The sequence below is a fragment of the Clostridium cibarium genome (assembly GCF_014836335.1).
Taxonomy (GTDB): Bacteria; Bacillota; Clostridia; order Clostridiales; family Clostridiaceae; genus Clostridium; species Clostridium cibarium.
The window spans coordinates 1-23,120 of the sequence record NZ_JACSRA010000017.1; the positions used below are offsets into that span (position 1 = coordinate 1).

At 29.6% G+C, this 23,120-nt stretch carries 23 protein-coding genes, 2 tRNA genes, 1 pseudogene and 1 other annotated feature; of the genes and pseudogenes, 6 read left to right on the plus strand and 20 right to left on the minus strand.

From position 1 onward, the window contains the following. The first annotated feature begins 550 nt into the window (after positions 1 to 550). Positions 551 to 1,453, plus strand: a complete 903-nt coding sequence (locus H9661_RS11165) for a polysaccharide deacetylase family protein (protein WP_143317125.1) — start codon at positions 551 to 553, stop codon at positions 1,451 to 1,453. 19 nt (positions 1,454 to 1,472) lie between these two features. On the opposite strand, the gene H9661_RS11170 is transcribed toward H9661_RS11165, so the two are convergent. Further along, positions 1,473 to 2,501: an anti-sigma factor domain-containing protein gene (locus H9661_RS11170; RefSeq protein WP_143317123.1), complete on the minus strand. Its 1,029-nt coding sequence runs from the start codon at positions 2,499 to 2,501 to the stop codon at positions 1,473 to 1,475. 401 nt (positions 2,502 to 2,902) lie between these two features. Here H9661_RS11170 and ispF point away from each other — a divergent pair, with 401 nt between their 5' ends. Further along, positions 2,903 to 3,382, plus strand: a complete 480-nt coding sequence (gene ispF, locus H9661_RS11175; protein WP_143317122.1) for a 2-C-methyl-D-erythritol 2,4-cyclodiphosphate synthase — start codon at positions 2,903 to 2,905, stop codon at positions 3,380 to 3,382. Between the two features lie 180 nt (positions 3,383 to 3,562). On the opposite strand, the gene H9661_RS11180 is transcribed toward ispF, so the two are convergent. The 5 genes from H9661_RS11180 to H9661_RS11200 form a co-directional block, all read right to left on the minus strand. Beyond that, the gene (locus H9661_RS11180) at positions 3,563 to 4,291 is read right to left on the minus strand and encodes a hypothetical protein (protein WP_143317121.1); all 729 of its coding nucleotides are present in this window, start codon (positions 4,289 to 4,291) and stop codon (positions 3,563 to 3,565) included. Beyond that, positions 4,278 to 5,114 (minus strand): ATP-binding cassette domain-containing protein, encoded by an 837-nt coding sequence (locus tag H9661_RS11185; protein WP_143317120.1) that lies wholly within the window; start codon positions 5,112 to 5,114, stop codon positions 4,278 to 4,280. Before H9661_RS11185 ends, H9661_RS11180 begins: the two co-directional genes overlap by 14 nt. An 80-nt stretch (positions 5,115 to 5,194) precedes the next feature. Further along, positions 5,195 to 5,773: a signal peptidase I gene (lepB, locus tag H9661_RS11190; protein WP_143317119.1), complete on the minus strand. Its 579-nt coding sequence runs from the start codon at positions 5,771 to 5,773 to the stop codon at positions 5,195 to 5,197. Positions 5,774 to 6,179: 406 nt separating this feature from the next. Beyond that, a tRNA-Lys gene (locus H9661_RS11195) sits at positions 6,180 to 6,255 on the minus strand. 153 nt (positions 6,256 to 6,408) lie between these two features. After that, complete coding sequence (locus H9661_RS11200) at positions 6,409 to 7,083, minus strand: hypothetical protein (RefSeq protein ID WP_143317117.1); 675 nt, start codon at positions 7,081 to 7,083, stop codon at positions 6,409 to 6,411. A 232-nt stretch (positions 7,084 to 7,315) separates the two neighbouring features. On the opposite strand from H9661_RS11200, the gene H9661_RS11205 reads away from it, so the two are divergent. Continuing rightward, entirely contained in the window at positions 7,316 to 7,720 is a 405-nt protein-coding gene (locus H9661_RS11205) for an HNH endonuclease signature motif containing protein (RefSeq protein WP_143317115.1), read from the plus strand. Positions 7,721 to 7,851: 131 nt separating this feature from the next. On the opposite strand, the gene H9661_RS11210 is transcribed toward H9661_RS11205, so the two are convergent. The 5 genes and pseudogenes from H9661_RS11210 to H9661_RS11225 all read right to left on the minus strand — a co-directional run bounded on the left by H9661_RS11210 (position 7,852) and on the right by H9661_RS11225 (position 9,983). After that, positions 7,852 to 7,926 (minus strand) — tRNA-Gly (locus H9661_RS11210). Positions 7,927 to 7,988: 62 nt separating this feature from the next. Beyond that, positions 7,989 to 8,381: a methyl-accepting chemotaxis protein gene (locus H9661_RS11215; protein ID WP_423738984.1), complete on the minus strand. Its 393-nt coding sequence runs from the start codon at positions 8,379 to 8,381 to the stop codon at positions 7,989 to 7,991. Positions 8,382 to 8,389: 8 nt separating this feature from the next. Continuing rightward, positions 8,390 to 8,643: pseudogene (locus H9661_RS19620) on the minus strand (methyl-accepting chemotaxis protein); the annotation flags it as partial. A gap of 135 nt (positions 8,644 to 8,778) precedes the next feature. Beyond that, on the minus strand, positions 8,779 to 9,711 hold the full coding sequence (locus H9661_RS11220) for a cache domain-containing protein (protein WP_191768874.1): 933 nt from the start codon (positions 9,709 to 9,711) through the stop codon (positions 8,779 to 8,781). After that, complete coding sequence (locus tag H9661_RS11225; protein WP_191768811.1) at positions 9,696 to 9,983, minus strand: hypothetical protein; 288 nt, start codon at positions 9,981 to 9,983, stop codon at positions 9,696 to 9,698. Before H9661_RS11225 ends, H9661_RS11220 begins: the two co-directional genes overlap by 16 nt. A gap of 135 nt (positions 9,984 to 10,118) precedes the next feature. Next, positions 10,119 to 10,321, plus strand: a binding site (T-box leader). 67 nt (positions 10,322 to 10,388) lie between these two features. On the opposite strand from H9661_RS11225, the gene thrS reads away from it, so the two are divergent. Further along, a complete protein-coding gene (thrS, locus tag H9661_RS11230; protein ID WP_191768813.1) occupies positions 10,389 to 12,320 on the plus strand; it encodes a threonine--tRNA ligase in 1,932 nt (643 codons plus the stop codon). Between the two features lie 38 nt (positions 12,321 to 12,358). On the opposite strand, the gene H9661_RS11235 is transcribed toward thrS, so the two are convergent. The 6 genes from H9661_RS11235 to H9661_RS11260 all read right to left on the minus strand — a co-directional run bounded on the left by H9661_RS11235 (position 12,359) and on the right by H9661_RS11260 (position 19,312). Beyond that, positions 12,359 to 13,624, minus strand: coding sequence for an O-acetylhomoserine aminocarboxypropyltransferase/cysteine synthase family protein (locus tag H9661_RS11235; RefSeq protein ID WP_191768815.1), 1,266 nt, complete (start codon positions 13,622 to 13,624; stop codon positions 12,359 to 12,361). Between the two features lie 86 nt (positions 13,625 to 13,710). Next, positions 13,711 to 14,274 carry a 5-formyltetrahydrofolate cyclo-ligase gene (locus H9661_RS11240; protein ID WP_143317106.1) on the minus strand — a complete coding sequence of 188 codons (564 nt, stop codon included), beginning with the start codon at positions 14,272 to 14,274 and terminating at the stop codon, positions 13,711 to 13,713. A gap of 156 nt (positions 14,275 to 14,430) precedes the next feature. Then, entirely contained in the window at positions 14,431 to 15,369 is a 939-nt protein-coding gene (locus H9661_RS11245; protein WP_143317104.1) for a carbohydrate kinase family protein, read from the minus strand. Next, entirely contained in the window at positions 15,362 to 16,831 is a 1,470-nt protein-coding gene (locus H9661_RS11250; protein WP_143317102.1) for a glycoside hydrolase family 32 protein, read from the minus strand. Before H9661_RS11250 ends, H9661_RS11245 begins: the two co-directional genes overlap by 8 nt. 11 nt (positions 16,832 to 16,842) lie before the next feature. Further along, on the minus strand, positions 16,843 to 17,823 hold the full coding sequence (locus tag H9661_RS11255; protein WP_185966820.1) for a LacI family DNA-binding transcriptional regulator: 981 nt from the start codon (positions 17,821 to 17,823) through the stop codon (positions 16,843 to 16,845). A gap of 133 nt (positions 17,824 to 17,956) precedes the next feature. Further along, positions 17,957 to 19,312 carry a sucrose-specific PTS transporter subunit IIBC gene (locus tag H9661_RS11260; RefSeq protein ID WP_191768818.1) on the minus strand — a complete coding sequence of 452 codons (1,356 nt, stop codon included), beginning with the start codon at positions 19,310 to 19,312 and terminating at the stop codon, positions 17,957 to 17,959. A gap of 321 nt (positions 19,313 to 19,633) precedes the next feature. Here H9661_RS11260 and H9661_RS11265 point away from each other — a divergent pair, with 321 nt between their 5' ends. Continuing rightward, complete coding sequence (locus H9661_RS11265; protein ID WP_143317098.1) at positions 19,634 to 20,017, plus strand: hypothetical protein; 384 nt, start codon at positions 19,634 to 19,636, stop codon at positions 20,015 to 20,017. 64 nt (positions 20,018 to 20,081) lie between these two features. Here the strand turns inward: H9661_RS11265 and H9661_RS19625 are convergent, their stop codons facing one another. The 3 genes from H9661_RS19625 to H9661_RS11275 all read right to left on the minus strand — a co-directional run bounded on the left by H9661_RS19625 (position 20,082) and on the right by H9661_RS11275 (position 21,466). Beyond that, complete coding sequence (locus H9661_RS19625) at positions 20,082 to 20,420, minus strand: PHP domain-containing protein (RefSeq protein ID WP_243240404.1); 339 nt, start codon at positions 20,418 to 20,420, stop codon at positions 20,082 to 20,084. A gap of 102 nt (positions 20,421 to 20,522) precedes the next feature. Next, positions 20,523 to 20,762, minus strand: a complete 240-nt coding sequence (locus H9661_RS19630) for a PHP domain-containing protein (protein WP_341480422.1) — start codon at positions 20,760 to 20,762, stop codon at positions 20,523 to 20,525. A gap of 14 nt (positions 20,763 to 20,776) precedes the next feature. Next, on the minus strand, positions 20,777 to 21,466 hold the full coding sequence (locus H9661_RS11275) for an alpha/beta fold hydrolase (protein ID WP_143317095.1): 690 nt from the start codon (positions 21,464 to 21,466) through the stop codon (positions 20,777 to 20,779). A 231-nt stretch (positions 21,467 to 21,697) separates the two neighbouring features. Here H9661_RS11275 and H9661_RS11280 point away from each other — a divergent pair, with 231 nt between their 5' ends. Next, a complete protein-coding gene (locus H9661_RS11280) occupies positions 21,698 to 23,083 on the plus strand; it encodes an NCS2 family permease (protein WP_191768820.1) in 1,386 nt (461 codons plus the stop codon). The last annotated feature ends 37 nt before the right edge of the window (positions 23,084 to 23,120 follow it).

The window sequence follows — 23,120 nt, forward strand, 5'->3', positions numbered from 1 at the left end:
GATTCGTGTACCTCAGACCAAGGCTTTGCCGCCGACTTCCTTCAGATTCCACCTCACAATGGACACCCTTGTCTTAAAGCTAATGGTTGGCACTATCAACCCCCATATCGGACTTTCACCGACTAGTACGTGCCCATGCTGGGAACACATATTAAAAAGCAGGTATATGAAACACATATATCTGCTTTTTTTATCCACAGGCAAATTTATTTAAAAAAATAATCAACAACCACTGTGAATTATTTATCTTTTCACTAATATTCCTAAATTCTAGGTATAGCAACGTTTCTATCATATAACTTCTTTTTTTACTTCCAAGTTATCCACAACTCATTAAAATGCATATCTAAAATTTTTATTCTTTTCAACATTAATTCACACTAATTAACATAAAAATTAACAACTTTCTAACAAGTTATCCACAGGCACTTGTGGACTATGTGGATTACATCCAGTTTTTTACTATATTTTCTCATTATAATTTGTTTTCATTCTCCCTGTATTGTGTTAGTATTTATTTTGTAATAAAACAAATTTTAGGAGGTAAATAATGAAACATTCTCAAAGAAATAAGAAACCCATATTTATTTTTTCAATTATCTTAGGTATATTAATTATAGCCCTATCTATATTTTTTATAACTAATAATAAAACCTCTGACAAAGAACCAGAAGTTACATCAAATTCAAATGTTGAAGAAAATGATATCCCAAAAGAATCTGAAACAACTCCTAAGGTTGAAAATAGATTTGAAGGACTTCCTCTAACTAGTGAAGATATAGGTATTCCTGTGCTTTACTATCATTCTGTACTTCCAGACTCAGAAGTCAAGCAAAAAAATGAAGTAACAATTTCTCCTGAAAAACTAAAAGAAGAATTACAATTGGTAAAAAGTTTAGGATATACCACACTAACAATGTCCGAAGTAAATGACTATATTTTGAACAATAAAGAAATTCCACAAAAAAGTATTCTTATTACATTTGACGATGGATATACCGATAATTACGCTCATGCTTTCCCAATCCTTAAAGAGCTTAATATGAAAGCAACAGTATTTGTAATATCTTCTGGAATAGATAGTGGTTACTATATGTCAACCGCTCAACTTAAAGAAATGTCTGACTACGGGATTGATATTGAAAGTCATACAGTTAATCATGTTCATTTGAATACCTTGACTTATGAACAACAATTAAAAGAATTAAAAGACTCTAAAGCTAAAATAGAAAGTGTAACTAACAAACCTGTACTATCTATTGCATATCCTTTTGGAGATTTTAATGAAAATAGTAAAAAGGCATCTATAGATGCAGGATATTCTTTAGCATTTACTACTAACTTGGGACTTGCTAACAAAACTGATAATCGGGTTGCTTTGGACAGAATATACGTGAATTCCGAATATTCATTAGATACATTTAAGTCAAGACTTATAAATACTAAAAAATAAAGAAGTGTCATCCACTTCTTTATTTTTTATCTTCTTCTTTTCTCTTTAAAGCAGTAATTTCATTTATATTTTGAAAATTCCCCACATTATTTACCTTTATTGATATCTTCTTATCTAAAACATATTCCCCAGTTTCCTCTAACTCTCCATACTTTAAAGGCCTCCCAGTTATAGTTACTAGTATTCCATCCTTGGGTATCATATCATTATTTTTTGCATATTCTATACAATCTCGTAAAACTATATCAATTTTCTTATCCATAGGATTTACAGAATCAATCAAATCCTTTCCCTTATCAGCTTCCGAGTGAGTATATATAACTTTATTTCCTTTATTAATCTCTAGCTTTACCTGAGAAGTCCCCGTAACTACAATAGTACTGCTTACATGATTATAATCTTTATATATTGCAAAGGCTAATAACATTAAAAGCACACCAGCTAAAGCAAGATGGAACTTAAAATGTGCTACCCCTTTCTTTTCTCGCCCTTCAGCTTTTCCTCCAACTCTTACGCTCTCAAGATTTTTAATTTTAACAAATTGACCTGATCCAGTCATAATAATTTTACTTCTTTTTTGAATCTTTATTACTATGCCTCTACGTATATCATTCTTTTTATTATCTAACGGTATAGCTCTATCAAATTCACTTGAGACTTCCACTTTCAAAGCCTCTTGAATATATTTATAATTAGGATTTGAAAAAATAATAACGTAAGCTATTATATAGTCTTGCCATATCTCTATAAATCCCCTTGAAACCTGGGTTGCCTTCGCCAATTTACTAAATGACAATTCTCTTCTTTCCATAAACTTTTCAAATAGTTCCACATCCTCAATTATATAATATGCTATATTTAAAATTAAATTTCTATCCTTATAACTAGGAAAATGACTAACCAAATCCTTCATAAAAACCTTGAATAAAAACAATTCTTTAATCATAAGAGATATTTGCTTTTCTCTTAAATTAATTACTTTTTCTCCTATATCTAACACAGCTGATTCACCAGAAAAAATATACTTATTTCTACTAAACTCTCCCATCTAAAACACCCGCCCTTATTTGTATATATAAATAACATCAATGCGACATTTACTATCAATTATTTTTATTCTTCATATAATGTATTATAGCATATAAAAGCTCTGCCAGTTTCGTATACATTAAAAGTAATCTAAATATATTTTAATATAATTAATTTGATAAGCGAGGTACATTATGGGGAAAAATGTTATCTATGTAGACTTTATCTTTAGACACAAGAGAATTACTCATTTTAATTACTATATAACCTTTGCTTTTTCTTCTATACTTATAGACATTAAATTTTTAATTGAAACTCATAATAAAAAAAATCACCATATACCAAAAAACAAAAATTCTAATAAGTACATTAATTTACTAAACTATGATAAAATATTAAGAAAAACAGGTAGGTGATAGAATGAGAATTGGTATGGGATACGATGTACATCGTTTAGTACCTGATAGAAAGCTTATCCTAGGTGGTGTAAATATTCCCCATGAACTTGGCCTTTTAGGTCATTCAGATGCAGATGTTTTACTACATGCTATAATGGATTCTTTACTAGGCGCTGCTACTCTTGGCGATATAGGAAAGCATTTTCCTGATAACGATGATAAATACAAAGGAATTTCAAGTATAAAATTATTAACTGAAGTTGGTAATTTAATTTATAAAAACAATTTTAAAATATGTAATATAGATGCAACTATAATTGCTCAAAAGCCTAAAATGGCTCCACACATTGATCTTATGAGAAATAATATCGCTAATGCATTAAATATATCTCTTGATAAAATAAACATAAAAGCAACTACTGAAGAAGGACTTGGATTTACTGGTGAAGGGAAAGGAATTTCTTCACAAAGCATTTGCCTTTTAGAAGTAAGGAAGATTTAGTGAGATATAAGCTATTCATCTACTTATATGTTCCTTCAATACTTTTTGTACAAATCCAAACAAAGCCTATAAATTAGAAAGTAACAGCCTCCTATGATATGTTTGTTTTATCATAGGAGGCTGTTACTTTAAAAAATTAACTCTAACTTCATAAAAAATAGTTTTCTTACCCCAAAATATTTAAAATAGCTTTCTTTTCAACATTTCAATATTTATAATATTTAAAACAAAACTATATATAATACCATATAACATAGATTTAACAATATCACTCAGATAGAAAATATCTTTATTATTAAAACAATCTTGAATTTCACCTGTAGGTGGTAAAATCCAATCAATATATTTAACTTCTGGAACCTTTTGCATTATCCCAACTTTCACTAAAGAAATTACTGCAATAAATATAGCCAATTCTATTGCTATCTTTCTATTTTTTATACATCTTGGCTGAAATAAAGTACCTAATGAACATCCTAATATAGCAAAAACCACATGTATTATTAATGCCGAAAAAATATCCCACATAACTAATTCTCTATTGAATAAACTGAACATGTTCACGAAATTTCCAACGATAGGAAGCAAAACTCCCATAATGCTCATAAATAATCCTATAAGCATTAAAAAAATATTTTTACTTAAGTAATATATTGATTGCTTTCTAGTCTTTAGTATAATTAATTGTTCTGCTACCTCATCTATACCATCCATATATGAAAAAGTAATCCATAACATTATAAAAAATAAACACATTGCTGTAATTACAAAACTTGATACAACTCCCACTGGTTTTACTGAATATGAAATACACATAATTGTCACCCATACAATCATGGGAATTACAAATTTATTTGTCTTTAAATAAGTTATAAAATGATATTTAAAAAGTGCATTAAAAGTTTTCATTATACATCCTCCTAAGCTTATACCCATAATTTATCATTTCCTTCAGCACTGTATTGCTATTATCTTCAGAAACAAATAACTTAATTTCATTCCCATTATTGTCTACCTTACGAATGCTTTCATTTATATTTTTATATTTTTCATTTAAACTTGCATTTTCCTTAAAAACTAAAACATCATAATTTCTATTTACTTTTTCTAAAGCACTTCTTCTTTGAATGTTTTTCTCTTTAACTTCATAAACTACATTTGATAAAGCATTAATTAATATTTCTTCATGGCAAGACATCACAATGGCAACACCATCATTTATTAACTTATGTACTAATTCTATAAATACCTTTTGTGAATCAACATCTTGTCCTGATAAAGGTTCATCTAATAGCAAAATATCTGGTTTTGTTATCAATGCTTGAATAACATTTACTTTCTGAATAGATCCTTTTGAAAGATATTTTATTGGTGTACTAATTATATTTTCCATAAAAAATTCCCTAAATAGTTCATAACTTTTCTTGTTAATTTCATCTTTAGCTAAGCCTTCGATCAAAGCAGTTCTAAGAATATATTGTTGTGGCGTAATTGATATTTTAGGAAATCTTTCTGGCACGTAATTAAATTTTACATTTTTGTAGTATTTTATATTTCCTCTACTTACTGATGTTAAACCACAAATTATTTTTAGCAAAGTACTTTTCCCACAGCCATTATGCCCTACTAGTGCAATCGAGTCTCTTTCGTTAATTTCTATATCAACATCTTTTAATATTACTTTTTTGCCAAAACTCTTTGTCATATTTGTTATTTCAACCAACTTACTCATGTTAATTCTCCCTATACATTTTTACTTATGTTCAATAGATAAAAAATTCAACATATATCTATGTTGAATTTTATTTTTAACTATTTAATCGTTCCAAAATCTTTAAATGGATAAACTTTCACTTGAGCTTTTCCCATTATATCCTTTCCATCAATATATGGATTAACCCATTTCCTAGAATCAAAAGAGTTTGGTCTATTATCTCCCAAGAAAAAATATCTTCCCTCTGGAACATGAAACTCTCCATTATAATTATCATGATTTATAATATAACTTTCCTCTAGTTCTTCTCCATTTACCGATACTTTACCATTAACTATCTTTATATCATCTCCAGGAAGTCCTATAAGTCTTTTTATTAAAATATCATCTAATTCCTTAGAATTAAATACAATTATATTTCCTCTTTTTAAGTTGTTTAAATTATATACTTTTGTAACTAAAAGATGATCCCCTACATTTAATGTTGGCACCATTGACTCCGAAGGAATATATGCCTTAAATATAATAAATTGTTTTATTAATAAAGCGATTATAACTGCTAATAAAATTGGAACTATCCATTCAAAAAAAAGTCCTTTTCTAGTTTTTGACCCTTTATTTTTATTATTCTTGCTAAGCTTATCTTCTACATTATTATCATTATTTAAATCTCCCATTACTTTGCCTCCTATCCTACAATTTAACCAAACAAACAATTTATTTACATATTATATATTATATATATTTTTTTCTATAATTAGCAATATAATTATCTCTTATTTTTTCAATAAAATACAGAAATTCAAGTACTTTTTTTATTTTTCTATATAGAGAATTATATAAAAATAATAGATTGTCTAAATTAGCATCAATGAATACAATAAGACTAATTTTAAAATTTTATAGAATCATAAAAAGAGCCCATTCAAGGCGACCACTACGAGACACCCAAACAAGCTCAAAAAAATTTTCAAATATATTGAATTTTATGCAAGTAAAACCCTAGCAATTTAGACTTCATATTTTTTCATCTGTCTACTTGCCAGGGTTTCATTCATATTAGTATCTATTAAAGTTCTACTTTGGTGCGCTATCACGGGTTCGAACCGGGGACACCCTGATTAAGAGTCAGGTGCTCTACCAACTGAGCTAATAGCGCATATTACATTGAGTATTATAGCACCTTGATTTTTCTAAGTCAAGATTCTATATTTTTTTCTTATAGAAATATATAAAGCACCAGCAAAAGCTGATGCTTATATTAAAAATTGGGGGTACATTTTTAAAATTGCTTAACAAATACTATAATAATTTATATTATCTCTGATAAATTCTTTTGAATTATTTGCTGAAATCTTTCTCCCATTATCTTGCTACTAGTGGCACTTTTGCATATTTCTTTCCATTCACCTATAGGCACACCTATTTTATGCTCAAAATCCTTCTCACTATTTGTTATTAATATAGATTCAATAACAAATTCTCCAAATTCAATAGAATCCTTGAATATCTTCATATATATAAAATTTCTATGATTTCCAAACCAAGTTCTATTAAACTCTCTAGAGAATTTAATCAATTCTGGCACTACTCTCTCCTTTGGTAAATCCCACATTCTTTCAACTCTACTATAATGACTTAGCATAAGCTTTGCTATTTCTTTATTTATTAATCCATCATCTAATCCTTTTTTTATAATAATCTCTACAGGTTCAGGCGGAATCTTAGTAACCATTCTATCCTTGCCATATATCCATTTATAGAATGCTTCCTGTAAAAAAGAATATTGTATATACCCTAACAATATTTTGGAATCTGGAAAATACGCATAAATATTATCTATTCCATTGCTTTTGCTAAAAATTAATGTATGAATGTATAGTGACTTTTCCTTTGGTGGCTTTTGCATAAACATATGTCCTCTAATGGTTTTGTTTTCACTTATGATATTTTCCCAATACTTAAAGGAGTTGTAATTTTGCCTCACCTAATTATCACCTTTCTTTCCAAATAACAAATTATATATTCCAATAATATTTGTTTATATTTTGCCCTCTATAATTATTATACTTATTTATATTAATTCTATTCAAAAAGAAAGAGTATTTATTAAATTTTTACAAACTTTACAACAGAAAATTAACTTTTATTTTTCACAAATTGAATGTAATTGTATTTTATTGTATAATATATAGTATAAAAACAAAGGAGGTTTATTATTGTTTTTCTGTGAAATTTGCAATAAAAAAGCTGATATTCATCATATAATTCATAGAAGTGAAGGCGGTTTAGATATAGAAATAAATTATAAATATCTCTGCCCAGAGCATCATAGAGGAAAGGATGGTCCTCACAGATCTCTAGAAACTGATATAAAATATAAAATTGAATTACAAAATAAACTTTATAACTTACTTCCTAAAGAATTTTATAACTATAAAGATTTAGGCAAAATACTTCAAGTCTCTGTAAACTCATTAAAGAAAATAACTAAAGATATTAAATTATATAAAGAAGGCTATAAAAAAGATGATATCATCTTAAGACTTATGGGAAATAAATTGTACTCTGAAGAAACTCTTGAAAACCTCAAGATTCAGCGTATTTTAGAAAATATATACTAATGATTTTAAAAAGAGTGGTTATTTTAAAATTTTTACTTTGCAATAGCCACTCTTTTTGTATTTAGTTTAACTTCTCCTATATATAAATAAAAAAAGAGAAACTCTATAAAAAAGTTACTCCTTCCCTATTTTGGAGCGGAAGACGGGACTCGAACCCGCAGCTTTCACCTTGGGAAGGTGACACTCTACCATTGAGTCACTTCCGCTAACAATGGTTTCAACAAAAAGAATTTTACCATTATTTATCATAAAAATCAATACTTTACATCTAATTAACAATAAATTTTTCAACCATATCATTTAATTTGTTAGACTTATTTAAAAGAATATCTGAACTTCGTTCTAAATCATTACTACTCTTATTTAGTGATGCAATAGCATCCATTACATCTCCTGTAGATGATGAAGTCTCTTCTGAAGATATAGCTACATCATCCAATATTTTGACAATAGCATCCTTACTATTTGCTAACTTATCAAAATCAAATTTAATATCTTGTATCTCCGGAGCTATATCCTTAACTGAATCTGATATTCCATTAAATGTTTGTAATACATTATTAACACTTCTCCTCTGAGACTTAAATTCAAGATTCATAATTTCACTTGTTTCTACTACTCCACTGATTCTATTTCTAAGTTCACCTAAAATCTTATATATATTCCTTGAAGATAAGCTACTTTCCTCAGCAAGAGCCCTAATTTCTTCAGCAACTAACAGCAAACCCCTTGCCCATTTCACCAGCCCTAGCAGCTTCAATAGCTGCATTTAATGCCAAAAGGTTTGTTTGCTCTGATATTTCATTAATCAAATCCGTAATTTTATTCACCTTCATTATATATTCATTAATACTTTCTATTTCTCGTAGCAAGTCTTGAAACTTTAAATTAAAATTATCTATTTCCTTATCAAAATTCTCCATATCTTTATTTCCATATATAGCTTTAATTTTAACTTCTTCAGCCTTCAAATTAATATGATTTACATGTTCATTTATATCGTTAACTTTTTTACTAAAGTAATTTAGTTTTTCTACTATATTTAAAAGTTTAAATGATTAATTCCCAGTTCTATCTGCTACTCCTTCTATCGCTATAGTTATATCTTGGGTTAGATCTCTAAGTTCTGTTGAGATGCTTGACAATACATTAGCATTAATTTTAACTTCTCCTGATGTATCCTTTACAGAATATATCATTCCTCTTATCGATTCCTTTGCTCTATTTATAGATTTGCATATATCTGCAACTTCATCTTTTCTCTTAAGATATTTACTATTGACCTCCTTAGTAAAATCGCCATCAGCCATTATATGAACATATTCTTTTGTCTTCTTAAGAGGATGTCCTATATTAATGCTTAATAATACTATTACTCCAGCTAAAACCAAGACAACAACTACTGTTACAAAAATACTGGCCATCTTCAAATCAAATAATTTTCCTAGCAGATCATTCTTATCTACAGTTAATGCTATAGAAAGCCCACTTTCCCCCACGGGAGTATATGTAACATATTTTCGAATTCCTTTATACACATATTCTTTTGATTCAGTAAATCCACTTGTCATATCTTTACCTATATTATTTAAATCTGAAAAATCTTGCCCATCTTCAGTTAAAGATATTATATTTTTATTTTCATTAACAAAACTATCATCTTCATGAGCTATATAATTACCAAAACTATCTATTATAAAACCACTACCTGTATTCATAAATTTAATAGATTTATTTATTTCACCTAGCTTACTACTATCTTTAAATGCCACCAATATACCAATATTCTCATTATTTTCACCCTTAATGGCCCTAGAATACGCTATTATTTTCTTTTTTAGTGCATTATCATAATACGGAGTTATGACCTGACTTTTACCAGCCATAGCTGACAAAAAATATTTTGTATTCTTTATATTTTCAATTTTTCCGCTAATAAAAACAGCTTTTCCATCTTTATCAGTAATTGCAGCATCTATAGATTTACTAATGGCTTAATTTCCTTTATTCTTTCTTCTAAAGGCACGTTACTGTTCTTTATTGTTGTATTTTCAACTAGTATATCTAAAATTTTAAATTCTTTACTAACTTCATCATTAATATTACTTGCTGCTACCTTGGCCATTTCCCTCATAATACTCAAATTACTTTCAGTTAAACTCTTAACAGCTAACCTATATGCAGAGTTCGAAAGAAAAATGCAGCCAACAATAAAAATAGGAACTAGTATAAATAATAATTTACTTTTAATACTTTTAAACATAACTTCACCTCCACCTATATTCCTAATTTTAAAAGTTCCTTTAAAGAAACCTATTTGTTCTAGGTTAAAAATATGTAAATTATATTTACTGTTGACATCCTAAATCTAGATAATTATAATTAATACTAACAAATATGAAAAACGATGAAGAGAAGAGTAAGTTAATACTTCATTTTCAGAGAGAAAATACATTAGCTGGAAGTATTTTTAAGTGAATTTAACTGAAGACCACCTCTGAGTGACTTTAATAAAGTCCGTATTTATCACGTTACGATAACCTTAAGCGACCTATTTTTAGGTAATTAGAGTGGAACCACGGATATTACTTCGTCTCTATATATTTTAGAGATGGAGTTTTTTTATTTACAAAATTATATTTATTACATATACGGAAGGAGTTTTAAAATGATTAAAGTAACTTTAAAAGACGGTTCAATTAAAGAATTTGAAGCTGGCGTTTCAGTGTTAGATATAGCTAAAGGAATTAGTGAAGGTCTAGCAAGAAATGCTTGCTGTGGTATTGTAAATGGTGAGGTTGTTGACCTTCGTCATACAGTAAATGAAGATGTAGAACTTAGCATATGTACATTTGATTCAGAAGAAGGCAAGAGTGCAGTACGCCATAGTATCTCTCATGTTTTAGCTTATGCTGTAAAAAGATTATTCCCAGAAACAAAACTTGCTATAGGTCCATCAATACAAACTGGTTTCTACTATGATTTTGATAGAGATGTAGCTTTTACTGCAGAAGACTTAACTAAATTGGAATCTGAAATGAAAAAGATAATAAAAGAAGATCCTTCAATAGAAAGATTTGAACTTCCAAGAAATGAAGCTTTAGAGTTAATGAAAGATGAGCCATATAAGGTTGAATTAATAAATGATCTTCCTGAAGGTGAAATTATTTCATTCTATAAGATGGGCGATTTTACTGATTTATGTGCCGGTCCTCATTTAATGTCAATAAAAGCAGTAAAGGCAATTAAGCTTATAAGAACTGCTGGTGCATACTGGAAGGGTAGCGAAAAAAATAAGATGCTATCAAGAATCTATGGTACTGCTTTCTTAAAGAAGAGTGACTTAAATGCTCATCTTGAAGCTTTAGAAGAAGCTAAAAAAAGAGATCACAATAAATTAGGAAGAGAATTAAAATTATTCACTACTGATGAAAACATAGGTCAAGGCCTTCCTCTTATGATGCCTAAAGGAGCTAAAATAGTTCAATTGCTTCAAAGATGGGTTGAAGACGAAGAAGAAAAAAGAGGATATGTTTTAACAAAAACTCCATTAATGGCTAAAAGCGATTTATATAAGATTTCTGGTCACTGGGATCATTATAAAGATGGAATGTTTGTATTAGGTGATGAAGATAAAGATGATGAAGTTATGGCATTAAGACCAATGACTTGTCCTTTCCAATATACTATATACAATACTGAACAACATAGCTATAGAGATCTTCCTATAAGATATGCTGAAACTTCTACTTTATTTAGAAATGAAAATTCAGGAGAAATGCATGGTCTTATAAGAGTTAGACAATTTACTCTTGCTGATGGACATCTTATAGTTACACCTGAGCAACTTGAAGAAGAATTCAAAGGAGTTCTTGAATTAATCGATTATCTAATGAGTACTTTAGGTATCGCTGAAGATATAACTTACAGATTCTCTAAGTGGGATCCTAATAATACTGAAAAATACATCAATGATCCTGAAGCATGGAACCACACTCAAAATACAATGAAACAAATACTAGATCACTTAAAAATAGATTATGTTGAAGCTGATGATGAAGCTGCTTTCTATGGACCAAAACTTGATTTACAATGCAGAAATGTTCATGGTAAGGAAGATACTCTATTTACTATACAAATAGATTTTGCCTTAGCTGAAAGATTTGATATGTCATATATAGACAAGGATGGAGAAAAGAAACGTCCATATATAATTCATAGATCTTCAATTGGATGTTACGAAAGAACTTTAGCTATGCTTATTGAAAAATATTCAGGTGCTTTTCCAACTTGGTTATCACCTGTTCAAGCAAAAGTTTTACCTATCTCAGATAAATACAATGATTATGCAGAATCTGTTGCTAAATCATTAAAAAACAAGGGTGTAAGAATTGAAGCAGATTATAGAGCTGAAAAAATTGGTTATAAGATTAGAGAAGCTAGATTAGAAAGAGTGCCTTATATCCTAGTTGTAGGCGAAAAAGAGGCTGAATCTAATACTGTATCTGTAAGAAGCAGAAAAAATGATGATGAAGGAAGTATAGACTTAGTTGAATTTGAAGCTAGAATCTTAACAGAAATAGCTAATAAAGAAAGATAAAAAAAATGCCTCAATATTTTGAGGCATTTTTTCATTAATTAAATTGCATATAATGCTTGTTCAACATCTTTTATAATATCTTCAATATTCTCAAGCCCAACTGACAATCTAACCAATCCTGGAGTTATTCCTGCTGCTACTAATTGATCATCTGATAATTGCCTATGAGTTGAGCTTGCTGGATGAAGGACACAAGTACGTATATCTGCTACATGTACTACATTAGAAGCCAATTTTAAACTATCAATAAATTTAGCTGCATTTTCACGACTACCTTTTATAGAAAAAGATATTACCCCACTGCAACCCTTTGGCAAATACTTCTTTGCAAGTTCATTGTATCTATTATCTTTAAGCGTTGGATAATTAACGAATTCAACCTTCTCAGATTTACTTAGATATTCTGCAACTATTTCTGCATTCCTACAATGTTTTTCTACTCTAACTGCAAGAGTTTCTAATCCTAAATTAAGCAAAAATGCCGAATTAGCCGATGGATATGCTCCTATGTCCCTCATAAGTTGAACTCTAGCCTTAGTTATATATGCAGCTTTTCCAAATGATTCTGTATATACTAACCCATGATAAGACTCGTCTGGTTCAGTAAATTCTGGGAACTTTCCACTAGTCCAATCAAAATTACCACTATCTACAATTACCCCTCCTAGTTGCACTGCATGTCCATCCATATATTTTGTAGTAGAATGTATAACTATATCTGCCCCAAATTCAAATGGTCTACAAAGAATTGGAGTTGCAAAAGTATTATCAACTATAAGCGGTACATCATTTTTATGCGCTATTCTAGCAAATTTCTCTATGTCAAAAACTGATATGGCAGGATTTGCAATAGTTTCTCCAAATACAGCCTTAGTATTATCTTTAAATGCTTTTTGAATTTCTTCTTCTGAAGCTTCTTGATCTACAAATGTGCATTCAATTCCTAACTTCTTTAATGTTACAGCAAAAAGATTTATGCTTCCTCCATAAATAGTCGCTGCACTTACAATATGATCTCCTGCATGGAGTATATTTAATATCCCTATCATAACAGCCGCTTGCCCTGATGTAGTGCAAAGAGCTCCTACCCCACCTTCTAAAGCAGCGATTTTTTCTTCCACAGCCCCAACTGTAGGATTTGAAATACGCGAATACATATGTCCATCAACTGATAAATCAAATAACTTTCCTATATGCTCAGATGAGTCATATCTATATGTAGTGCTCTGATAAATTGGAAGTACATTTGTCTCTCCATTCTTAGGTTCATATCCTGCATGTAAGCATTTTGTTTCAATATTCATTTTTATAGCCCTCCTTATTTATGATTAATAGAATAATTATAATACAAATATTCTACTAATTCCATGGTTTGCACAGCCTATTACTTTTATACAATTATTAACCCATTTTCAGTAATTATCTCATTAATCTTTATATCATGTTTCTCTTTTGGTAATTCCTTTAACACTTGAAATTGATAGCACAATGCTAATCTATGAATAGATTCATCTATATCTGACATATACTTATCGTAATATCCACCACCATATCCTACTCTGCCGCCCCAAAGATCAAAAGCAACACCAGGTACTATTATTAAATCTAATAGATTTTTATCTATTACCGCTTCGTCCTTACCTGGTTCTAGAATTCCAAATTTATTTTTCTTTAAATCTTCTAGTGAATGAATCTCAACTGCATCCATGACTTTTTTACTTAAGTCTATCCTAGGAAGAAATATATTTTTTCCTTCCTCTAAGAACTCATTAATATATTCAGCTGTATTAATTTCACTACCAAATCCAATATAAATAAATATATTTTTAGCTTTTCTATAATAGTCACTAGACTTAAGAATATCTTTTATTTTCCTATCAAATTCTTTCTTGTCTTTTTCTTCAATTTTATCTCTTTTTAAAATAATTTCTTTTCTAATTTCCTTCTTATCCACACTCTATCCTCCCAAAATATCTAGTTTATCCCAAGTTTGCTTTAAACTGAAACGTCTATAAATATATAAGTTCCATCGCTTTTAACTATATATAATTATACTATACCAAAATAAAAAAACTCCTTGCAAAATTTCTTCTGCAAAGAGTTTTTGCCACTATTCTATATCTTTAGCATATGGCATAGAATCTATAGCTCCATAATTTGTACAAGTTATAGCTCCAACTTTATTAGCATAACTAATTATCTTCTTCCAATCTTCAAAAGTAATATCCTTTTTATCTTTACGATCTGCTACCTGCTTTAACACCGCTCCAACGAAAGAATCCCCAGCCCCAGTAGAATCAACTTGTTTTATTTTTATAGAAGGTACTATAGCCATATCTTCTCCATCACTAATTAGCGTCCCTTCTGCCCCTAAAGTAATAGCTACCACCTTAGCACCTATTTCATGAAGAATCTTCACACCACTTTTTAAATCTTCTTCCTTAGTTATAAGCTTAATTTCTTCATCACTTAATTTAACAAAATCCGCATCTTTAACAAAAGTTTTAGAATCATTTATAAATCCTTCTAATTTACAACTAGTAATTAATGCATCTCTATAGTTAGGATCAAAAGAAATAAACATATCATCTCTCTTTGCATATTCTAGCAACTTGAAATAAGTATTCTTTAATTCCCCTTCTAAAAATCCTGTAGCTGATCCAAAATGAATTATATCTTCCTTATGTATCTTACTTAAATCTATACTATCAAAAGAATAATCTCCGTCGCTACCTCTATTAAATTCAAAATCCCTTTCTCCATTTTCATCAATAGCAACAAAAGCTAATGTTGTACAACCTTCCATTTTCGTCATTTCAGAATCTATATTTACCGACTCTAACATTTCGACTAAGAACTTCCCAAAAGAATCATTTCCAACTTGACCTAAAAAAGCTGATTCTCCACCAAGCTTACAAACTGCCGCCGCAACGTTAGCTGGTGCTCCTCCTGCTTTCTTTTCAAAATTAAATCCATTCTTTAATCCCTTATTAATATCTTTACCTATAAAATCAATTAATAACTCACCAATGCAAAATACTTTATTCATTATATTTTACTCCTTCTAAATTCCAAACTTTTGCTTTATGAATTTCTACACTTCCACCTTCTGATATTAATTTAACTTCAAAACTATCTTCTTTAGGATAGATTCTACTTGAAGCAACTTCTAATCCATCTTGTAAATATATTTCACAAGCAGAAGTATCCATAAACATTTGTATTTTTATGTTATCCTTAGGTAAAAGTTTAAACTTTCTTATGCCTTTATCACCTTCCAGCATATTACTTCTATCTATTATAGCAATTCCAGACTCAAAATCATACTTAAAAGACATATGCTCATCTTTTCCTAATGCAAATTTTAATTCTACCTTACTTGAATCTATTCTATTTAGATCTAACAATAATTCATAACTATTGCTTCTTATGCTATCAAATTTATACTCATTGCATTGAACATTTTGAAGATCAACTATAAGTTCTTTTCTCAGGTTTTTAAATTCTTCTATAGGTCTTTGATATAAAACTCCCTCTCTTATAGATAACTCTCTCACCATTGTTAAACAATGAATTCTTCCAAACTTTCTAGTTGGATGTCCATCCTCTTCCTCAGGAAGCCCCATCCATCCTATCATTAAATTTCTTCCATTATCATCTTTAAAACATTGAGGTGCATAAAAATCAAATCCCATATCCAGTTCTTTAAACTCACAATGATCAAAGTTAAGTGTGTCATAATTAAGGTTTCCGATTATATAACCTGATTGATATATATTTTGATTCTTAAACTCTTCCTTTTCAAGTCCTTGAGGTGAAAATACCAATATATCATTACCATCTAATTCAAAAGCACTTGGACACTCCCACATATATCCAAACTCTTTATATTTAGTGCCTATTTCACCTTCTAATTTCCAAGACTTGAAGTCTTCAGAAGAATATAAAATTACTCTACCTTTAAGCTCCTCGTTTTGAGCTCCTATAACACAATAAAATACATCACCTTTTTTATATACCTTAGGATCTCTAAAATGCGCAGTGTATCCTTTTGGAATTTCCGGTATAACAGGTCCTAACTTAGTGATATTTCCTTCTTTGTCACAAGTTGCTCTACACTGATATGATTCTCTATTTCCCTTATCATCCTTAACATTTCCTGTATAAAGAAGCTCTAATTTACCATCTACTACTATACCACTCCCAGAATAACAACCGTTCTTATCATACCAATCATTTGGAGCAAGCACTGCCTTCGGCATAGTAAAGTTTACAAAATCCTTAGTTTTAACTAATGCCCAATGCTTAAACTTATGTTCACATCCATAAGGGTTCCACTGAAAAAATATATAATATTCTCCATCATAATAACATAATCCATTTGGATCATTAACTAATCCAAATGGAGCTTCAATATGGTAGTTTAATTTCCAAAGATCATTATTACTGCTATTCTTATAACTATTTACAACATCTAAATTTATATCTTCTAAAGATTTAAACTCTCCCATCTCTTACCTCACTATTCTACTTTTCTTACACTTTCTCTTTCAATTAACTCTAAATTAATATTAGTCTCATCTTCTATTTCTTCTAATTCTATAGATGCTACTATAGAATTAGCTGCTTTTTTACCTAGCGCTTCATAATCTATATCTACAGTCGTTATAGTAGGGTGAACTGCTAATCCTATATCATATCCACCAAAACCAGCTACCGAAAAATCTTTAGGTATTTCATATCCTTTTTCAAAGGCATACCTTATAAATCCGAGAACTATATTATCAGTAGCACCTATTACTGCTGTTGGGTTGTACGAAATAACCTTCTCTGCCATTTCATAAGCTTTATTGAAAGAAAAATCTGCTTGAACAAAATTTATATTACTTTCAACATTATTGAAAGCTTCATAAAAACCTTCTTTTCTTTCTATTCCAACAGCTTTATCATCCTCAGTAACTCCTAAAAATACTATTTCCCTATGACCTTTATCTCTTATATACTCTCCCAACATTTTTCCTGCTTTTCTATCATCTATCTTAATACATCTAACTAAGCTATTTTCTTGACCAGTAAAAATAATAGGAATTGTTATTTTATTTGCCAATGCAATATTTTCTTTAGTAATATCAAATGCCATTACTATTATTCCATCTACCCCTTGTTCATGTAGTTTTTCAATAGATCTAATCTCTTTGGCTTTGTCCAACTCACTAGATAAAATTATTATCTGATATCCCTTTTCTTCTAACTGCATGTTAATACTCTTTAAAATTTTACCCGCTGTAAAAGAATCTATTCTAGGAATGACAACTCCTACTAACCCACTATTCTTTGCCTTCAATCTCTTTGCAAAAAAATTAGATTTAAATCCGGTCTTCTCTACTGCTTCACTAATCTTCTTTATATTTTCATCACTTACATATCCACCATTTAAATATCTAGATACAGTGCTCTTTGATACTCCAACCATGTTTGCAATATCTTGAATAGTAACTTTCATAATAATCCTCCTAAACAACAAAGGAATTTACCCTTATTTACGTAAAGATATTATATCATAAGTGAAGATCAAAAATACATGCAGATACCTAAATAGAGAGTTCTATAGCTATTATTAGAACTCTCTATTTTTATTATTCTTCAGTTTTGAAGAATATAAAAGTTAATGTAAATGCAACTACTATAGCAATTAAACAAGCTACCAAATAGCCTACTATATTAGTATTTAAGTATAATAATATACCTGGAAGAGCAGTTACTCCCATTCCTGTTCCTGCTAAATTCATAATTCCTGAAAACAATCCAGCTGTGAATCCACCTACACAACCAAATATAAATGGTTTAATAAATCTTAAGTTCACCCCAAATATAGCTGGCTCAGTAATTCCTAAAAATGCTGGAACTGCTGATGAAATATATAATGAACGTTTCTTTTTATCTTTTGTTTTAAAAGCTACTGCTAAAGCAGCTGCACCTTGAGCTACAATTCCTCCTGTAATTATTGCATTAAATGGATTAAGCCCTGTAGAAGACAATAATTCAACTTCCAATGCATTAAATACATGGTGTATTCCAGATACAACTATTACTTGATGTAATCCCCCAATAATAGCTCCACCAATTCCAAATGGCAATCCAATGAATGATTTACACCCACCAAGTATAACTTGTTCTAAAGAATGCATAATTGGTCCAACAATTAATAATCCTAATATCATTGAAATAGTTAATGTTAAAAACGGTGTAACGATTAAATCAATAACATCTGGTATAAATTTTCTAAATCTCTTTTCAAGATTTGCAGCAATAATTCCTAAAATTAAAGCTGGTAAAACTGATCCTTGATAACCTACTATCGGAATACTTAATCCTAATAAACCAATATACATTGGTTCTGCTGTTCCACCTGCTACACTATATGCATTTGGTAATTGCGGTGCAACTAGCATAAGTCCTAGTACCATTCCTATAACAGGTGTTCCTCCAAACTTTTTAACTGTTGACCATGCAACTAAAGCTGGTAAAAACGCAAATGCTGTATCAGTTAAAACTTGTGTTAATGCAAGAAATGTTGGATTTAACTCTACACCTAAGCTAGTTATTAATCCACGTACCCCCATGAATAGACCCGTTGCAACTAATACAGGAATTATTGGTACAAAAATATCTCCTAATGTACGAGAAATTTTTTGCAATGTAGTCATATTTTTATATGCATCTTCTTTTGCATCTCCAGCTTCTACACCTTCCTTGCTCATTTCTGCAAATACTTTATTTACAAAACCTGTCCCTAAAATAATTTGATACTGAGCAGCTGCAAAATATTGTCCTTTAACCCCGTCAATATTTTCTATAGCTTTTTCATTAATCTGTTCTTTATCCTTTAAAATAAGCCTTAATCTTGTAGCACAATGTTCCATGGATTTTATATTTTCTTTTCCACCAATATTTTTCAATATTTCTCTTGCGACATTTTGTTCTTTGCTCATCTACATCTCCTCCTGTTTATAACGTTTACTTAAATTGTTTACAAACTCATAATACCAGTTCCATATATGTTCTGTCAAGCATACTTTTAAAACTTTTTTCAAGCCTGTTGAGAGTAGTTATATTAACGTTTTATAGTTATTCACTTACTTTAATTAAACTAACTATCATTATGTATTTTTCTTGCGGTACCAGTTCCACATCTAAGATAAGTTCCATCCTTTAGATGAAAATAGTAATTTTAAGGTTATCTTATGTTATATCTAGACAAATTGTATTATAATTTATAATATCACCCATTTACTAACAAGGAGGATTTACTTATGGAATACAATAATGAAGATGAAAAATTAGGCGGAGGAATTATAACTATTTGTGTTTTGCATTTTATAGGATTGGCTCTTACTTTACTTACTTTAGTAGGTAGCTTCTTAATGAAAGACCAACTAGCTCAACTCGGAGCAACTACATCCACATTTGTAATAAGCGCAATTATATCAATTACACTTTCCGTAGGATGTATACTTATTCTTAATAAAACAAAAATAGGAATAATACTTTATTACATAGCTGCAATTGCAAACTTGATAAATACCATTTTATACGGATTTAGCATTACATCTATAATTTCAGTATTATTTTTACCTACACTAATGGGTATATTCTTAAACCAAAAAAAAGAGTTGTTTGGATTCAAAAATAAATAAGCAAAGAAGGTACTACCTAGATGCGAATTCTAGATAGTACCTTTTTATTTAAACTAATTGAACATTAAAACATCTTTAAAAATTCTTTTATCTCTTCTTCTTCAAGATAAATCTGCCCCAAAGTTCCATGTTTTAAATCATTCTTTTTCAAAGAATGAAAATCTGATCCAGCTGTATATACGATCCCTTTTTTCTTAGCTACTTCAATAAAATACTCAGTTTCATTTTCTTTATTTCTGTAGTATTTTGCTTCTATTCCATCAAAATTTAACTTTATCAAGCTTTCAAAAACGTCTCTTTTCAGCAATGTTGGATGAGCTAATACAACCTTAGCTCCACTATACTTTAAAAACTCAACTCCTGCCATAGTTGTGAGCTTATTTTCTTCTGATTTAAATTCCAAAATATATCTCTTATATTTTGTTCTACACATTTTAAACTTACCACAATTAATAAGTTCTAAAGTTTCATTAAATTCTTTACTCTTATAAAAATCATTATAAAACTATCCAAGTATATGCACCTGATTTCTATGATACCTGGTAGATAGCTCTATTCCTGGTATCACCTTTACTCCATGTATATTTCCAACTACTATTGCTTGCTTATTCCCTTTAACCGTATTGTGATCGGTTAATGAAATTATATCTATATTTCTTTCTTTTGCTAAAAGTACTATCTCCCCAGGTTTCAACGCACCATCTGATTCACTTGAATGAATATGAAAATCTCCCTTTATATACACAGATCCTCCTAAAATTATTGGTATGATCTAATAAATTCTATTAATATGGTATTAAAAACCTCAGAATTATTACTAGTTAAAAAATGATCACTATTTTTAACTATTTGTAGTTCACTACCTCTAATAGAATTTGCTATAAGTCTTGTACTTTTCTCTTTAATTGCATCTCTTTCTCCTGCAACTACTAGAGCTGGAATATTAATCTTCTTCAAACTTTCCGTGCTCATATTAGGTTCATGTATCATAAGATCTAATATCTCTCTTTTCTTTTTATTAAAAGTAAGCATGTGCTCAAAAAATATCGCTATCCGCTCTTTTATTATCAAATCTTTCGGTTTCAAATTAGCACCAATAATAGTAATTGTCTTTAATATTTCAGGAACAATCAATGCAATATTTAATGCAATATTCCCACCATCACTAAAACCAACTAAATTCACATTATCTAGCTCTAATTCATTTAATACTTTAACAACATCGTTACTCATCAAATCTAAAGATAACTTTCTTTTCCCATATGAAGATTTCCCATGTCCCCTGCTATCTATTAGCACAACTTTATACTCTTTGGAAAAAGCTTTAATTTGAGGAGAGAAATATCCCATCTCTTCCCCATTTCCATGTAAAAAGACTAACGGCTCTCCATCTCCATGCACTTCATAATATATTTTTGCATCACTACAAGTTATGTATCCACTCTTCATTTTATCATCCTCAATATCTATTTATATAAATATACTACTTATAACTAAATAATTATATATTTACTTTCACATAATATACTATAAACACTTATAAAACACCATTCAAATCACTTAGAAATGTCAACTTATTTCATATTTTGTTAATAATAAATTAATTTTTTGTATTTAATTTGTACTAATACGAATATTGTTTTATAATTCTAATATAACTTTCGTAGGAGGCATAATTTAATGGAAAAATTTTTTAAACTTAAAGAAAATGGTACTACTATAAAAACGGAGATTTCTGCTGGTATAACCACTTTCTTAACTATGGCATACATACTTTTTGTAAATCCTGTAATATTATCACAAGCAGGTATGGACAAAGGTGCTGTTTTCATAGCTACAATTTTAGCTGCAGCTATAGGTACATCTGTTATGGCGTTAATTGCCAACGTACCTTTCGCACAAGCTCCTGGAATGGGATTAAATGCATTTTTTACTTTTACTGTAGTTCTTGGCTTAGGATTTACTTGGAGTCAAGCTTTAGCTATAGTCTTTCTTTGCGGTTTAGTAAATATTCTTATTACCGTAACAAAAATTAGACAAATGATAATAAAAGCTATACCCGAATCTCTTCAATATGCAATTTCAGCTGGTATAGGTTTATTTATAGCATATCTTGGATTTAAGCAAGGACATTTTTTAAGTTTTTCAGGGGAAAATGGAATTTCCTCAGGAACTTCTACTATATTTAGTGATATTAATCCTTCACTAGCTAATTTCAAGGATCCAGTTACTTTAGTCGCTCTTATTGGTTTAGTAATTACTCTAATATTAATGGTAAGACATGTTAAAGGAGCCATACTTATCGGAATTTTAGCTACAACTTTAGTGGCTCTACCATTTGGTATTACCCACTTACCTGATTTAAGCACTATTTCTTTATCAATACCAAGTTTAGCTCCAACTTTCTTAAAGCTTGACTTTTCTGGATTATTTGGTGATCCTTCAAAGATTTTCATAGTTATAGCAACTATATTTGCATTTTCTTTATCTGATACTTTTGACTCAATAGGTACTTTTCTAGGAACAGGTAGAAAATCAGGAATATTCGATGCTAAAGATGAAGAAAAATTTGAAAACGGAGTTTATTTTGATTCAAAATTAGAAAAAGCTCTATTTGCAGATGCTACAGCAACATCTATAGGAGCATTACTTGGTACTAGTAACACTACAACTTTTGTTGAAAGTGCAACTGGTATAGGTGCTGGCGGAAGGACAGGTCTTACATCCCTTACAGTTGCAGTGCTATTTCTACTTTCAGTATTTCTTTCACCATTTATCGGTATAATTCCAACTGCAGCTACTGCACCAGCATTAATAGTTGTGGGAATACTTATGATGGAATCTGTTAGTAAAATACATTGGGATGACTTAGAAATTGCTGTTCCAGCATTCTTTATAATAGCTTTAATGCCTTTATCTTATGGAATTTCAAACGGTATATCAGCTGGATTCTTCTTCTTCTGTATTACAAAAGTTGTTAAGGGTAAAGCTAAGGAAGTTCATCCAATAATGTACATAGTTACTTTATTATTTGTATTAAACTATTTAGCAACAGCATTATTATAATGATTTAATATTTCTTTGAACGCCATGCATAAACATG

Excerpts from the sequence above, each read along its gene's own strand:
- H9661_RS11165 (WP_143317125.1), top strand. The coding sequence starts at position 551 with ATGAAACATTCTCAAAGAAATAAGAAACCCATATTTATTTTTTCAATT.
- H9661_RS11170 (WP_143317123.1), bottom strand. The coding sequence starts at position 2,501 with ATGGGAGAGTTTAGTAGAAATAAGTATATTTTTTCTGGTGAATCAGCT.
- ispF (WP_143317122.1), top strand. The coding sequence starts at position 2,903 with ATGAGAATTGGTATGGGATACGATGTACATCGTTTAGTACCTGATAGA.
- H9661_RS11180 (WP_143317121.1), bottom strand. The coding sequence starts at position 4,291 with ATGAAAACTTTTAATGCACTTTTTAAATATCATTTTATAACTTATTTA.
- H9661_RS11185 (WP_143317120.1), bottom strand. The coding sequence starts at position 5,114 with ATGAGTAAGTTGGTTGAAATAACAAATATGACAAAGAGTTTTGGCAAA.
- lepB (WP_143317119.1), bottom strand. The coding sequence starts at position 5,773 with ATGGGAGATTTAAATAATGATAATAATGTAGAAGATAAGCTTAGCAAG.
- H9661_RS11225 (WP_191768811.1), bottom strand. The coding sequence starts at position 9,983 with ATGTTTAAAAGTATTAAAAGTAAATTATTATTTATACTAGTTCCTATT.
- thrS (WP_191768813.1), top strand. The coding sequence starts at position 10,389 with ATGATTAAAGTAACTTTAAAAGACGGTTCAATTAAAGAATTTGAAGCT.
- H9661_RS11235 (WP_191768815.1), bottom strand. The coding sequence starts at position 13,624 with ATGAATATTGAAACAAAATGCTTACATGCAGGATATGAACCTAAGAAT.
- H9661_RS11245 (WP_143317104.1), bottom strand. The coding sequence starts at position 15,369 with ATGAATAAAGTATTTTGCATTGGTGAGTTATTAATTGATTTTATAGGT.
- H9661_RS11250 (WP_143317102.1), bottom strand. The coding sequence starts at position 16,831 with ATGGGAGAGTTTAAATCTTTAGAAGATATAAATTTAGATGTTGTAAAT.
- H9661_RS11255 (WP_185966820.1), bottom strand. The coding sequence starts at position 17,823 with ATGAAAGTTACTATTCAAGATATTGCAAACATGGTTGGAGTATCAAAG.
- H9661_RS11260 (WP_191768818.1), bottom strand. The coding sequence starts at position 19,312 with ATGAGCAAAGAACAAAATGTCGCAAGAGAAATATTGAAAAATATTGGT.
- H9661_RS11265 (WP_143317098.1), top strand. The coding sequence starts at position 19,634 with ATGGAATACAATAATGAAGATGAAAAATTAGGCGGAGGAATTATAACT.
- H9661_RS11275 (WP_143317095.1), bottom strand. The coding sequence starts at position 21,466 with ATGAAGAGTGGATACATAACTTGTAGTGATGCAAAAATATATTATGAA.
- H9661_RS11280 (WP_191768820.1), top strand. The coding sequence starts at position 21,698 with ATGGAAAAATTTTTTAAACTTAAAGAAAATGGTACTACTATAAAAACG.